General features: G+C 63.2%; 11 protein-coding genes. All 11 read right to left on the reverse strand.

Going from position 1 to position 14,368, the window contains the following annotated elements:
• Window positions 1-77 precede the first annotated feature (77 nt).
• Entirely contained in the window at window positions 78-842 is a 765-nt protein-coding gene (madM, locus tag HX790_RS12675) for a malonate transporter subunit MadM (RefSeq protein WP_026013868.1), read from the reverse strand.
• 5 nt (window positions 843-847) lie between these two features.
• Window positions 848-1,240: a malonate transporter subunit MadL gene (gene madL / locus HX790_RS12680; RefSeq protein ID WP_017139428.1), complete on the reverse strand. Its 393-nt coding sequence runs from the start codon at window positions 1,238-1,240 to the stop codon at window positions 848-850.
• Window positions 1,241-1,307: 67 nt separating this feature from the next.
• On the reverse strand, window positions 1,308-2,207 hold the full coding sequence (gene mdcH, locus HX790_RS12685) for a malonate decarboxylase subunit epsilon (RefSeq protein WP_017139429.1): 900 nt from the start codon (window positions 2,205-2,207) through the stop codon (window positions 1,308-1,310).
• Window positions 2,204-2,800, reverse strand: a complete 597-nt coding sequence (locus tag HX790_RS12690) for a malonate decarboxylase holo-ACP synthase (RefSeq protein ID WP_017139430.1) — start codon at window positions 2,798-2,800, stop codon at window positions 2,204-2,206. The genes mdcH and HX790_RS12690 overlap by 4 nt, the downstream gene beginning before the upstream one ends.
• Entirely contained in the window at window positions 2,794-3,564 is a 771-nt protein-coding gene (gene mdcE, locus HX790_RS12695; RefSeq protein ID WP_017139431.1) for a biotin-independent malonate decarboxylase subunit gamma, read from the reverse strand. Before mdcE ends, HX790_RS12690 begins: the two co-directional genes overlap by 7 nt.
• Window positions 3,561-4,403: a biotin-independent malonate decarboxylase subunit beta gene (locus HX790_RS12700; protein WP_017139432.1), complete on the reverse strand. Its 843-nt coding sequence runs from the start codon at window positions 4,401-4,403 to the stop codon at window positions 3,561-3,563. The genes mdcE and HX790_RS12700 overlap by 4 nt, the downstream gene beginning before the upstream one ends.
• Window positions 4,396-4,695: a malonate decarboxylase subunit delta gene (locus tag HX790_RS12705; protein WP_017139433.1), complete on the reverse strand. Its 300-nt coding sequence runs from the start codon at window positions 4,693-4,695 to the stop codon at window positions 4,396-4,398. Before HX790_RS12705 ends, HX790_RS12700 begins: the two co-directional genes overlap by 8 nt.
• Window positions 4,695-5,528, reverse strand: a complete 834-nt coding sequence (locus tag HX790_RS12710) for a triphosphoribosyl-dephospho-CoA synthase (RefSeq protein WP_176991623.1) — start codon at window positions 5,526-5,528, stop codon at window positions 4,695-4,697. Before HX790_RS12710 ends, HX790_RS12705 begins: the two co-directional genes overlap by 1 nt.
• Window positions 5,529-7,199: a malonate decarboxylase subunit alpha gene (gene mdcA / locus HX790_RS12715; RefSeq protein WP_017139435.1), complete on the reverse strand. Its 1,671-nt coding sequence runs from the start codon at window positions 7,197-7,199 to the stop codon at window positions 5,529-5,531. It lies immediately after the preceding gene.
• Between the two features lie 843 nt (window positions 7,200-8,042).
• Window positions 8,043-8,498: a chemotaxis protein CheW gene (locus HX790_RS12720; protein WP_017139437.1), complete on the reverse strand. Its 456-nt coding sequence runs from the start codon at window positions 8,496-8,498 to the stop codon at window positions 8,043-8,045.
• Window positions 8,491-14,310 (reverse strand): Hpt domain-containing protein, encoded by a 5,820-nt coding sequence (locus tag HX790_RS12725; RefSeq protein ID WP_176991624.1) that lies wholly within the window; start codon window positions 14,308-14,310, stop codon window positions 8,491-8,493. The genes HX790_RS12720 and HX790_RS12725 overlap by 8 nt, the downstream gene beginning before the upstream one ends.
• Window positions 14,311-14,368: the final 58 nt, after the last annotated feature.

Raw genomic sequence — 14,368 nt, forward strand, 5'->3', positions numbered from 1 at the left:
AAAGGCGTGACGCGGAGCGTCACATGAGGCATTCCCACGCGGAGCGTGGGAACGATCATTGATGAGGCCGGCTCAGGTCAGCCCACCAACCCGCGCATCAGCAAAAACAGCAACGACGGTCCCAGCAGACAGCCCAGCGCCGTGTAAAACGCCGCCGTCAGGCAACCATACGGCACCAGTTTCGGATCGGTCGCTGCCAAACCACCGGCCACGCCGCTGGACGTGCCCATCAGCCCGCCGAAAATCACCGCACTGCGTGGGTTATTCAGCCCGATCAACGGCGCTACAAACGGCGTCATCACCATCACCAGAATGGCCTTGATCAACCCGGCGGCAATCGACAGTGCCATGACCTCGGAGCTGGCACCAATCGCCGCGCCCGTCACCGGGCCAACGATGTAGGTCACGGCGCCCGCACCAATAGTGGTGAGGCTTACGGCATCGGTATAACCAAACGCCAGCGCCACTCCAACGCCAGCCACGAACGACGAACCCACGCCGACAAACAGCGCCAGCACGCCCACATAACCGGCGCGCTTGAGTTCATCCACACTCACGCCAAACGCCGTGGCAACAATGGCAAAGTCCCGCAGCATCGCGCCGCCCAGCAAGCCGATGCCCGACAGCAACGGAATATCCACAACACCCTTGGCGCCGCCGGTAAACGCGCCGCCCACATACGACAGCACCAGCCCGAGCAAAATGGCGATGGCCGAACCGTGCAGCCGGCCTTTGGTGAAGGTGTCGGAGATCCAATAGGACACCCACATGGTCAGGCCGATCACGGCAAAACCACTGATCAGGCCGTAGCCGGTGATCACTTTCATCATGGATTCGTACATGGCGATCACCCGGCTTCTTTAGTGGGAACAACCGCAACAGGCTTGCGGTTGCCGATGCGCACTAACACCGGTACCAGGGCAAAACCCAGCACTACAGCGAGCGTGCCGGCCAGAATCGCCATCGGCCCGCCCTTGATTGCGCCGTACACGTTTTGTTGGGCCGCCATCGCTACCACAATAGGGATATACACCGCCGCCCAGAAGCTCACGCCCTGCTCCGACTTGCCGGTAAACAGCCCACGTTTACTGAGGTAACTGCCCAGGCCGATCAACAGCAACATGGCGATACCCACCCCGCCGACGTTGGCCGGAATACCCATCCACTTGCCCAGCAACTCACCGATAAACAGGCCGATCAACGTACACAGCGCCAGAAACGCCACACCGTAAATAATCATTGTTGTTGTCCTCGAAGTGCTTCATCGAAATTGTTGTTTTTGTGCTTCGAAAGCCTTGGGTGGTGCTTTATCGGTGGCGGCGCTCCTCCTCTTGCAGCAGGGCCTGCAAGGTGTCCAGGCGTGCGCCTTCATAGGCGATTACGCTGCCTTGCTCGAAGACACGGCGGGACAGGCCAGTGAGTACCGCGCCAGGCGGCAATTCGATTTGCAGGCGCACACCACGCTCGTAGGCGCTTTGCACGGTGCCGCGCCAGTCGACGATGCGGCACATGTTGAAAGCCAGGTCGTCGCGCAGTTGCTCGGGGTTGTGGATCGGCCGCGCGCGGGTGCTGCTCAGGTAGGTAATGCGCGGCGCCTTGAGCGTTACAAACGCCTGCGCCAATGCCTCGGCGGGTTCGTTCAGCAGCACGCAATGGGATGGCACGCTCACGGCCAGGCGCTTGGCCACGCCGTTGCCTTTGATGCGTTGCGCGACACGCTGCATGGCTTCGTCACTGCCGGCGATGACGGTCTGGTTGTCGGCGTTGATGTTGGCCAGGTACACCGGGGTTTGTGGGCTGTGGATTTCAGCCAGTAGCGTTTCGACTGTGGATAACTGCGGGCCGAGAATCGCGGTCATGCCAAAGCCTTGTGGATAAGCGTTTTGCATCAGTTCGCCGCGCAGGCTCACCAGCTTTACCGCATCGGCAAACGCCAGCGCACCAGCGATGACGGCTGCCGGGTAGGCGCCGATGGACAGGCCCGCCACGTAATCAGGCGTGCGTTGCAATTGGCGGGCGTGGGCCACACCGGTGATCAACAGGCAGAGTTGCACGGCGCGAGTGTTGGCCAGGGCTTGGACTGAATCGAGCTGGCTTACGTCTTCGCCCAATGCATCACTGGCTTCTTCCAGGACGTGAGCAGGCAACGCTTGAAGCATGCCCGCGCGCTGGGCACCCTGCCCCGGAAATACCAGAAGGCTGCTCATGCCACGGCCTGCCAAGGGTCAAGTACCAGGTGCGCGCCGTGGGTGGTTTTAAGCAGCACCCGGCGTGATTCGCCAGCCCATTCACGCAAGGCGACAGCGCCAAACGGGGTTTGCAGTTGCAGGTCGACAGCGCATTCGGCCGAGTCCAACAACGCCAACAGATTGCGTGCGGCGTTGCGCTCAAATGGCTCGGGTGTGCACAGCATCAAATCCAGATCGCTTTGGGCATGCAGTGCTTCAATGCCGCTGGCCAGCTCGAACCCTGCACTGCCGGTGACGCCCCAGTCCTGCTGCGCCAGCACTGGGCGCAGTTGATCAAGCGCGCGCAATGCCGGTAGATCCCGCGACGAGACCACACTGCGCAAATCTTGCGGCGTCACGCGTCGTTGCACTGCCACAAGGGGCATCAGCGCCGCAAAGCGCTGCTCACGCAAGCGCCCGCGCACACCCACAGCCACGTCACCCGGCTCGACCGTGGCGCGACGCACCACCACCGGGTGACCGGCGCTGATCACCTCCAGCACCCAGGCCGGCGCATCAGCGGGCAGATGCGCCGGGGTCATGCCCCAGAGCAAGTCGTGGGCGTTCACCATTGCTCCCGCAGCAGTTGGCGTACGTGGCTTGAGGCGGCGCGATTGCTCGCACCGAGGCGCCCTTTCAGATCCGGGCTGTGGATATCTTCAATGGCGCGCAGCAGGCAATCGCTGACCCGCGTCACGTCGTCCGCGGTGGGCTGTTCAATCTGGCTGACCGATAGGGTTTCCCAGAGCAAACCCAGGCTGGCATAGCTGTCAATGTCATAGGCCATGGGCGGCACGCTGGCGGCCAGGGCCTCGAGTTCTTCAACACTGCGCAAGGTCACCCGCGCCGCCGAGGCCTTGCCCATGGCGTGCACCATCACGCCAGGGTCACGCAGGGCGATCATGCGGTTAGCCTGATAACCGTGAGCAAGGAATGCACCGGACATGGCTTTGCCCACCAGCAGCGCAATCACCGGGTGCCCGGCCAAGCGAGCACGGGCATAGCTGTCGGCGGCGGCGGCCAGGGCCTGATGGATGCCGAGGGCTTCTTCGCGACGGCCGTAGGCTTGGCTGGGTACATCGACGATAGCGATGATGGGGCGTTTGTCGCCCTTCTCGATGGCTTCGTCGACAGCCTTGGCAAGGCCCCAGCCCTCCAGTAAACCGACCTCGCCGTTGCGCGCACGCGGGAAACGATTTTGCGCATCGGTGACCACGGCAATAAAGCGCACGGCCTGCTCACCCACTACGCCGTCTGCAACCTTCAAAGAGTACGGCAACCCTTCGACAGGCGTTGCGCCGACGCTCAATGCGTTGAACCACTGCAAGCCTCTCATGGACGTTCTCCTTGATACAGGTCGCGCACCGTCGCGGGGTCTATTTGCGGCGTTGCGTCCAGTTCAGTGAGGCGCGCCAGGTAGAAATCGATCTGACGGCTACGCTGTTGCTCGGGCAAACCCTGTTGCAGCAAGGCGCTGACGGTCTGTTGGATCTGCGCCACATCGTCGGCCACATAACGGTCGGCCAGGCCGCTGTTAAAACGCTGCTCGCCGCCGGTAAGGCTCCAGATAAACGGCCGGTCGCGGGAGTCGTACTCTTCCAGCCCCGCTTCCTGCTCGATCACTTGTGGGCCATTCAAGCCCAGGCGTGCTTCGCGGGTGACCACCAGATAACTGCACAACCCGGCGGCGATGGACATGCCACCAAAACAACCAACACTACCCGCCACCACGCCGACTACCGGCTGGTACTGGCGCAGGTCGACAATCGCCGCATGGATATCGGCAATCGCAGCCAAACCGAGGTTGGCTTCCTGCAAGCGCACGCCGCCGGTTTCCAGCAGCAGCACGGCACGGGTCGGAACACCGTTGCGGTTGTCTTCAGCCGCCAGTTCGAGGGCACCGGCGATTTTTGCGCCGCCCACTTCACCGAGGCTGCCGCCCTGGAAATTGCCTTCAATGGCAGCAATCACCACCGGCAACCCGGCGATGCTGCCTTTAGCGATCACCACGCCGTCATCCGCTTGCGGCACCACGCCTTGGCGGCTGAGCCAGGGCGACATCACGCGTTGGAACGGGTCGATCAGTTCGCGGTAAGTGCCGCTGTCCAGCAACGCCTTGGCTCGCTGCCGCGCACCGAGTTCGACGAAGCTGTGCTTGTTGAGTAAATCAGTCATGGCCGATCTCCTCGAAACCCTGTTCCAGGCGCAAACGCACCACGCCGGGCGTGGCGCCGAAGTCGTGAATATCAATCTTCAAAGCCGGTGGCGTCTGCTCCTGGAAGATCCGTTCGAACAGATGCTGCCAGCGTTGCTCGGCGCCATTCACCGAAGTCTGCACTTGAATGGTCAGCGTGCCGGGCGTGCCCGGTTCCAGCAGCACTTCCAGGTCGCCGGAGCCGACGCAACCCACCAGCGCACGGCCTTTGGGCGGCTGCCCGGCGGGGAATTCAAAGGATAAGGTTTCCATCACGACGCTCCGTCGAGGCGGTCGATAAACAGGCAGGCGGCCAACAGGTCGGCGGCGCCGCCGGGGGAGGCATTCAGGGCCAGGAGTTGCTGGTCAAGGTCGTGCAGTTGGCGGCGCCCGGCGAGGCTTGCGCTACCGCCAGCGTCCAGCACCGCCTGGGCGCCGCGTTGCATGGCGCGCAGGCCTTCGGTGCCGGCTCGGTAGAGCACGCAGGTGTCGGCCAGGTCGGTCATGATCGCGAGCAAGGCGTCCAGGCGCGCATTCTGTTCACCGGCGTTTTGACGGCGGCTTTTGTGCAACTGCGGCAGGCCGCGTTGCACCAGGGCAGGGAAGCCCAATTGCGCTTCTTCACGGGCACCGCGTGCGCCGTAGCGTTGCGCGACTTGCGCGCCATGGCTTAGCGGTTGCGGGGCGAAACGGTCGTTGAGCAAGGCCAGTTTGGCGGCGGTGAGCGTGACGGCGCGTGGCTCCAGAGCCGCTGCGGCAGTGAGCAAACCGAGGGCCCAGATCGCGCCGCGATGGGTATTCACGCCTTGGGTGGTGGCGAGCATGGCTTGCTCACCTTCGCGCCCGATACGCCCGAGGGCTTCGCGCAAGGGCAAACCCACTTCACCGAACTCAAGCGCCGCTTCGGCCATTTCCTTGAACATCGGCCACAACGACAGCGCCGAGGCGTGCATCAGGCCCAGGTGCAAATCGCTATGGGCGCCATTGCCGCGACGGTCTACCAATGCGGGTTTGGGTGACAGGTCAGCCTCATCAATCAAGGCATCCACAGCCATATCCGCCAGGCGATCGGCGAGGCTCAGTTCATGCAGTTTGAGGGCGCGCATTTACCAGCTCCTGAACTTGGCGGGCGGGTTATACAGGCCACCGGACCAGTCCACCAAATCGGCCACGCTCTTGGCGGCGAGCAGCTCGCGGGTGGCGTCGGTGCGGCGAATCCCCAAGTCTTCGGGCAAGGCGATCAAGCCTTCGCGGCGCATGCGCGCAGTGTCCTTGGGGTTGTGGCGCATGCCGATGGCGGTGACGCCTGCAACGGCGGCGATCATCGCCTGGCGCTCTTCCAGCGAGCGTGCCTTATACAAATAGGCGATGCCTTCTTCGGTGAGCAGGTGAGTCACGTCGTCGCCGTAGATCATGATCGGCGCCAGCGGCATGCCGCTTTTGCGCGCGACTTCCACGGCGTCGAGGGTTTCGACGAAGGTGGGTTTGCCGCCTTCCTGGAAGGTCTCGACCATTTGCACCACGAGCTTTTTGCCGCGTTCCAGCAAAGCCTCCGGCGCGTCGTCGTGGCGCATATCGAGCCAGGCCGGCGTACCGTGACGGCGGCCGCGTGGGTCGTGGCCCATATTCGGCGCACCACCAAAACCGGCAAGACGGCCACGGGTCACGGTGCTGGAATGCCCGTCGCCATCCACTTGCAGCGTGGCGCCGATAAACAGGTCCACCGCGTATTGGCCGGCCAGTTGGCAGAACATCCGGTTGGAGCGCATCGAGCCGTCGCGGCCGGTGAAGAACACATCCGGGCGGGCGGCGATGTAGTTTTCCATGCCCAGTTCGGTGCCGAAGCAATGCACGCTTTCCACCCAGCCGCTTTCAATCGCGGGGATCAGGGTTGGGTGCGGGTTGAGGGTCCAGTTGCGGCAGATTTTGCCCTTGAGGCCCAGGGACTCGCCGTAGGTCGGCAGGATCAACTCAATGGCGGCGGTGTTGAAACCAATGCCGTGGTTGAGCGACTGCACATTGTGTTTTTCGTAGATGCCACGGATCGCCATCATCGCCATCAGCACATGCACCGGCTTGATATGACGCGGGTCGCGGGTAAACAGCGGTTCGATGTAGAACGGCTTGTCGGCCACCACCACAAAATCCACCCAGCTCGCCGGGATGTCGACACGGGGCAAGTCAGTGACATCGTCGACCAACTGGTTGACCTGCACGATCACGATGCCATCACTGAACGCGGCGGGTTCGATCAGCGCCGGAGTGTCTTCGGTACTGGCGCCGGTGTAGATATTGCCGGCGCGGTCGGCCATGAAACCGGCCGAAAGCACCACGTTGGGGATCAGGTCAACCACCAGCCGTGCGTAGAGTTCGATGTAGGTGTGGATCGCGCCGATTTCCAGCAGGCCATCTTCGAGCAACTGGCTGATGCGCAGGGACTGGGTGCCGGCGAAGGAGAAATCCACCTTGCGCGCGATGCCCTTTTCAAACAGGTCCAGGTGCTCGGAACGGCCGACACTGGGCATGATCATGTGCAAATCGTGGAGCTTGGTCGGGTCGGCCTTGGCCAGTGAGCGCGAGAGAAAATCGGCTTGCTTCTGGTTATTGCCCTCCAGCACCACCCGGTCGCCGGGGAGGATCAGCGCTTCCAGCGCTTCGACGATTTTGTCACTGGGCAACACTGCCCCGTCTGCGTACTGCTTGACCAGCCCGAGCCGCCGCTGCTTCTCGTCGCGCCGCCGCGTCCAGCGCGAATCGGGGGTGATGGTTGTTGTCATGGTCGCTCCACGGGGTTTGCTGTCGTGGGCTGTACCTTAGGAGTGAATGTGGGGGGCATCAATCAAGCCCGGCGGTGGATCGTTACGGCTGGAGTAACGGAACATCAGTGAATGCTGGATTCAAGCCAAATGAAAATCAAAGGTGGGAGCTGGCTTGCCTGCGATGGCGGTGGGTCAGCTATGAAGGTGTCGGCTGACAGTCCGCTATCGCAGGCAAGCCAGCTCCCACATGTGTTCGGTGATGCTAGTTAGATAGCAGTCCCCTTTTGGGACTACTCAGGCAGGGCTGACGTGTTCCAGTGCTCTGTCGACCAACAGCTGACTCAGCTCTGCCATTTGGATCGTTCCCACGCTCTGCGTGGGAATGCCGCCTGGGACGCTCCGCGTCCCGCCAGGCAGCACAAGACTCAAGACCAGCGCAAGGGTGACGCGGAGCGTCACGGGATGCATGCCCACGCGGAGCGTGGGAACGATCATCTCAAGTAATCCGCGACCTGCGGCTACTTTCAGGCTGCCGCACAGAGCCCCCTGTGGGAGCTGGCTTGCCTGCGATGGCGGTGGGTCAGCAATGAAGTTGTGGGCTGACAGTCTGCTATCGCAGGCAAGCCAGCTCCCACATGTGTTCGGTGATGCTAGTTAGATAGCGGTCCCCTTTTGGGACTACTCAGGCAGGGCTGACGTGTTCCAGTGCTCTGTCGACCAACAGCTGACTCAGCTCTGCCATTTGGATCGTTCCCACGCTCCGCGTGGGTATGCCGCCTGGGACGCTCCGCGTCCCGCCAGGCAGCACAAGACTCAAGACCAGCACAAGGGTGACGCGGAGCGTGGGAACGATCATCGCCGTCAGGCCAGGCCGGACTCGACCAACAGCGCTTCCAACCCCATCAAATCCGGCACCTTCGCCACGTGCTCGCCCACCTGCACCGCCGCGAGTTCCAGCGGGCAGAGTGGCACGTCCACGTAGCTCAGTTCGCTGTCGAGCTTGTACGAGCGGGGAATGCCCTGGATCACCAGCGCAATAAACTTCAACGTCGGCCGCCCGCCCAGCGCATTCAGCACCACTATGCGCGAGCGCTCGGCGGTCAAGATCGCCTCGCCGCACACCGCTTCAAAGCTGATCAGGGGTATTTGCCGGTCACGCCAGGTCACTTGCCGCAGGTACCACGGCGGCGCATCGCTGGCCGGTTCGCCGCGCTGGAAGTCGATCAGCTCGGCCACGGCCACATTGGGCAGCAGCAGATGGCGGTCAGCCAAGGGCAACAACAGGCCAGTGAGTTGGCTGGTGCGGTGGTCAAGCATGGGACTTGCTCCAGTAGGCGATGCTTTCCAGCAGCACCGACTCCTGGTACGGCTTGCCGAGGTAGTCGTTGACGCCGATGGCCATGGCGCGGTCGCGGTGTTTCTGGCCGGTGCGCGAGGTGATCATGATGATCGGCAGGCGCATCAGGCGCGGGTCGTTGCGCACCTGAATCGCCACCTCGAAGCCGTCCATGCGCGGCATTTCGATGTCGAGCAGCATCAGGTCCGGGGTGTGCTCTTCGAGTACGGCGATGGCGTCGATGCCGTCTTTGGCGGTGAGCACGTTCATGCCGTTGCGCTCCAACAGGCGGCTGGTAACTTTGCGCACGGTGACCGAATCGTCCACCACCAGCACCAGCAGCGGGCGTTTTTTCAGCGGGTCGTTGAGGATCAGCGGCGCGTCAACCGCCTGGGCCGGCGACACGGGTTGACGTGCCCGGATGTGCGCAAGCAGGTCGATGATCAGCACCACGCGGCCATCACCCAGGATGGTCGCGCCGGACAGCCCCTGCACGCCCGCGAACTGCGGCCCCAGGCCCTTCACTACAATCTCCCGAGTACCGGCCATGGCATCCACATGCACCGCCACGCGCCGCTCGTTGCATTGCACCAGCAGCACCGGCACGGGCTGGTATTGGCCGAGCAATTTCGGGCGGCTGACGGTATGCAGCAGGTCGCCAAGGTAGAACAACTCATAACGCTGGCCGCCATATTCATAACGCGGCGGGTCTTGCTGATAGTGCCCAGCCAACTCGTGGGGCAGCACACGCACCACGCCTTCGATGGTGTTGAGCGGGATCGCATATTGATCGTCCGCGCACTGCACCATCAGCGCCCGGTTAACCGACACGGTAAACGGCAGGCGAATGCGAAAGTGCACGCCCGCACCGGGCGTGGAGTCAATCACCATCGAGCCGCCAAGCTGGCGCACTTCTTCGTGCACCACGTCCATGCCCACACCGCGTCCGGATATCTGGGTGATCTTTTCCGCCGTCGAAAAACCCGGCTGCAGGATGAACTGCAACACGTCGCGGTCGCTGATCTCTTGATGGGGGTCGAGCAGGCCGCGCTTGATCGCCTTGCGCCGCACTGCGTCCAGCGGCACGCCGGCGCCGTCGTCGCGCATATCGAATACGATATCGCCGCCTTCGTGGGTCAGGTCCAGGGTGATACGACCCTTCTCCGGTTTGCCCGCCAGCACACGTGCTTCGCGCGACTCCAGGCCATGGTCGACGGCGTTGCGCAGCATGTGTTCCAGCGGCGCGACCATGCGTTCGAGCACGTTGCGGTCCATCTCGCCTTCGGCATTGCCGACCACGAACTCCACGTCCTTGCCCAATTCCTCTGCCACCTGCCGCACGATGCGCTTGAGGCGCGGCAGCATGCGCTCAAACGGCACCATGCGCGTGCGCATCAGGCCTTCTTGCAACTCGGTGTTGATGCGCGCCTGTTGCTGCAACAGGTTGTGCGCATCCTGGTTGCGGCGGTCGAGGGTTTCCTTGAGGTCCAGCAGGTCGGAAGCGGACTCGGACAGCGCACGGGACAGTTGCTGCAACTGCGAATGGCGGTCCATTTCCAGCGGGTCAAACTCTTCATAACCCAGGCGCTCGGCCTCGGCTTGCTGGCGGCTGAGGATACGACCCTGGGTTTCGCTGTCGAGGCGGCGCAGTTGGTCGCGCATGCGCTCGATAGTGGTTTCGACCTCGCTGAGGGCCGTGCGCGCATCGTTGACCTGCTGCTCGATGCGCCCCCGGAAAATCGAGGTTTCACCGGCCAGGTTGACCAGGTCATCGAGCAAGTCGGCGGAGATTTTCACCATGTCCGCAGCCGGGTCCATAGCCGCTTCGGCCTTACCGGCGGGCAGTGCAACCGGCGCCAGCGGCTCATCGCTCGGGTGTACCAGGCTCTTGATCCGCTCGATCAGCTTGTCCACCGAGCCCACCGGTAAACCGTCTGCCACCGCGTCGATCATCTGCGCCAAGCGGTCGTGGCAACCTTGCAGCAGCGAAAACAGTTCCGGCGACGGCGCGAGCAAACCAGCGGACAGCCCTTCGTAGAGAAACTCCAGCTCATGGGCCAGATCGCCAATCGGCCCGATCTCGACCATGCGTGCACCGCCCTTGAGGGTGTGCAGGTCGCGCAGCAGGGTTTCCACTTCCTGGCGATTATTCGGCTCGGCCTGCCAACGCACCAGCGCGCTGCCGGAGCTGTCGAGAATGTCGGCGGCTTCTTCGAGGAAAATTTCCAGCAACTCGGGGTCGGCGGTCGCCACTTCGGGTGCTGTGGCCGCGGCTGCGGGCGTGCTGCTGTGGCGCAACTCGCGCAGTTGCGCGATCAAGTCGCTGGCGTCACTCAGCGGTTGCTGGTCTTGCAGTTGATCCAGTTGCAAGGCCAGCCGCTCGTGACTGGCCATCAACACTTGGGACAACTCGGTGGAGTAGCTGTAACGGCGGTCTACCAGGCCTTCGTAGAGGCCTTCCAGCTCATGGGCCAGGTCGCCAATCAGGCCGATTTCGGCCATGCGCGCGCCACCCTTGAGGGTGTGCAAGTCGCGCTGCAACGAAGACAACGGCGCTGCGCTGTCGGGCTCCAGCAGCCAACGTTTGAGCGACTGGCCGGCGCTGTCGAGGATGTCCACGGCTTCTTCGAGGAAAATCTCGACGATCTCATCGTCCATTGCCGTGTCCTGGTTCAACTGCGCCGTGGCCGCGCCCAATTCAGCGATGCTGAGGGCACGGCTGCCGTCGCTTTTGATCAGGCCGGTGGCCGACGGGTCGAGGGCTTCATCGAGCAATTCGCGCAGGGCCTGCACCCGCGCCGGCGCCGGGCTGATTTCCTGCCCCGCAGCCAACTGGTCGAGCATGTTGATCAGCGCGTCATGGGCCTGTTCGGCTTCTTGGAAAAACCGCTCGCTGACCGCCAGGCTGCTCTCCTCCACCGCCCCGTACAGGTCAAGCAAAGCTTCACAGAGTTCGTCGATGCTGTGCAGGTCGGCGATATGCGCGCCCTCGCCCAAGGTGGTCAACTCGTCCAGCAGTGCGGTGAGTTCCTGACGCTCACCGGGGTGCTGCTGCCAGCGGCGCAACAGGCTTTCGGCGTCGAGCAGAATGTCCATGCCTTGGGCCAGGAAGTTGGCGATCAACTGCGGGTCGCGTTTGATACGCAGGCCCGTGTTCGGCGCGTCGAGCAAGGCTTGCAGTTGTTGGTCGAGCAGGCTTTGGGTGCGGCTGATCAGGTCCGGCGCGCCCTTGATTGGCACCAGCGGGTCACTGTCCAGTTGGTGCAGGCCGCGCTGGAACAAGCCTTCGGCTTCCAGCAACAGCTCCACTTCGTCCAGGTCCAGCGGCAGGCGGTGAGCCTTGTATTCGCGGGTCAGGTGATCCAGCGGCCGCGCCAGTTCGGCAATCGGCAGCACACCGGCCATGTAGGCACTGCCTTTGAGGGTGTGCAGGGCACGTTGCAGCTCATCGCTGACTTGCAGCGGCACATGCTCGGCGGCCTGTTGCAGGAAGTGGTTGATGCTCTCCAGGTGGCTCTGGGCTTCGTTGCGGAAGATCTCCAGCAGCATTGGATCGTGCGGCTCGGCGGTGGCTGTTGCAGTGCCACTGGCTAGGGCATGGGCACGGGCGGCCAGGGCGTCGACTTCATCGCGCTGGTGTTGGTCGTCGGTGGCGAAGTCGGCGATCAATTCGGGCAGCAGGGCCACCGCTTCATCCAGTACGTGTTGCACATCGGAGCTGAGGGCCACGCTGCGTTCGAGCACGCGATTGAGCAGGTTTTCCACCGCCCAGGCCAGTTCGGCCAGCACCAGGGCACGGACCATGCGGCCGCTGCCTTTGAGCGTGTGAAAAGCCCGGCGCATTTCGCCTTGAGCAGTTTTGTCGGCGCTGTTGGGCAGATGGCGGTGTAGCACGTCGAGGACTTCGTCGGTTTCTTCGAGGAAGACTTCGCGCAGCTCATCGTCGATGGGTTCTTCATCGGCCGGCGGCGGCAGCAAACTGCCGGGGCGATGCAGCGCCGGCGGATTCAGGCGCGTGATCGGGCTGGCCAAGGCATCGAACTGGGACTGGCTCGGCGTGCTGTCGGCCGACAATGCGCCATCCGGCGCAACCAGCGCCTGACGCCAGGGCTTTTCGGCGGGCAGGTAACCGAGCGCGGCCAAGCCTTGGGTGGCCAGTTCCAGCACGCGTTCGCCAGCGGCGTCAGGGTCCTGGAGCATGCGTTCCAGGTAATACTCAAGGCTGCTGATCACGTCGGCGAAATGCGCCAACTGCGCCTGGGTCGGCGGCGCGTCGTTGACCATCAACTGTTCGTCGACGTAATCGGTGCAACCCCGCATCAGGCTCGCTGCGCGTGGCAGTGGAATCATCGCCAAGGCGCCGCGCACCTGGCTGAGCAGCTCCGGCAGGGATTCCAGGCGTTGGCGGTCCCAGTCGGCTTCAATGCAGTCGATCACCAGCTCTTTGGCTTGGCGCAGGCATTGGCAGGACTCGCGGATCACCAGTTGATGAATCTGCGTCAGGTCGGTGGTGGGCAGGCGGCTTTCTTCGCGGCTTTCCGGTTCGACGGTGCCGACCATGCCGGCCAGCGTGGCCTCGACATAGAGCAAGGCGCCGGCGACGTCCATCAGTACGGCGTCGTTGGGTTCGCGGTGACCTTGCACCAGGCTCAACACCACGGCGAGCTGGTCGATGATCACCTTGCGCGGCTGGCCGAAGCCCAGCACCGCCAAGGTATCGGCGATCTGCCGCAATGGCGCCAGCAGCGCATCCAGGTCGTCGGTGTGTTGGCGGTCGCTGCGCACGAACAAGTCGAGGCGCTCCTTGACCCGCACCAGTTCCTCACACAATGCGCCAAGCACCGACCCCATGGCATTGCGATCCGGCCCGGCCAGCCGCGCCCGTTCGGCATCGACCACGGCACTGTCGGGCAAGGCCTCATCCAGGCCGTAGCGTTCCTTGAGACTTTGCATGCGCGGCGTCGGACGAGTGACCTTGGCCACATAAAACAGCAGGCTCTTGAGCAGTTCGTCGGGCGCCGGCTGGTTGATACCGCCGATGCCCTGGGCCAGCAGGCGCTTGAGTTGCTTGTCGCTGGCCTTGAGCAGGCTGCGCAGCGCCGGGCTGTTGGCGATCACGCCGGTGAGCATGCCTTCGACCAGCGCCGAGGTGACTTGCCACAACGGCAACAGCGGCGCGCCCTGGCACAGCGCTTCGAGGCGCGCAAACACCCGCGCCATGTCTTCCAGGTTGCTCGGGCCATGGTCTTCGCGCAGCAGGCCGGCCAAGGCTTGTTGGAGCAATTTGTGCCACTGGTGCAATTGTTCGTACAGTTCTGGCACTGCGCGCTGGGCCAGGGCTTCGTCGGGCAGCGGTGCAATCGACAAGAGCTGTGGGCTGAACAGACTGGTTTCCGACAACAGGCTTTCGCCGCGGGCGCTGCGCAGGTCGTTGAGCAGCGGCAACACCACCAACGGCAGGTCGCGGCGGGCGCTGTGTACGCGGTCCAGATACAACGGCAATTGGCTGAGGGCTTGTTGCAGCAGGCGGATGCTTTCATCGCGCTGGCCGACGCGCTCGGCTTGCAGGGCCAGGGTCAATTCTTCGATTTCTTCGGCGAGCAACGCCGCACCGTAGAACTCGACCATTTGCAGCGCGCCATGCACTTGGTGGATGGCGGCCAGGCACTCGGCGATGGCGTCGCTGTCGTGGGTTTCGACAAACGCATCCAGCGCCGAACGGGCCTGTTTCAGGGTTTCGGCAATGTCGCCCTTGACCCATTCAAGGGCCACGTAGTCGTGCCGATCAACCATAACTGCTCCGCTTAAAATTTATGAGTTGCTGGTGTTGCCAAGAACAATCGAGATCACC

The organism is Pseudomonas sp. IPO3747 (genome assembly GCF_013385245.1).
GTDB lineage: Bacteria > Pseudomonadota > Gammaproteobacteria > Pseudomonadales > Pseudomonadaceae > Aquipseudomonas > Aquipseudomonas edaphica.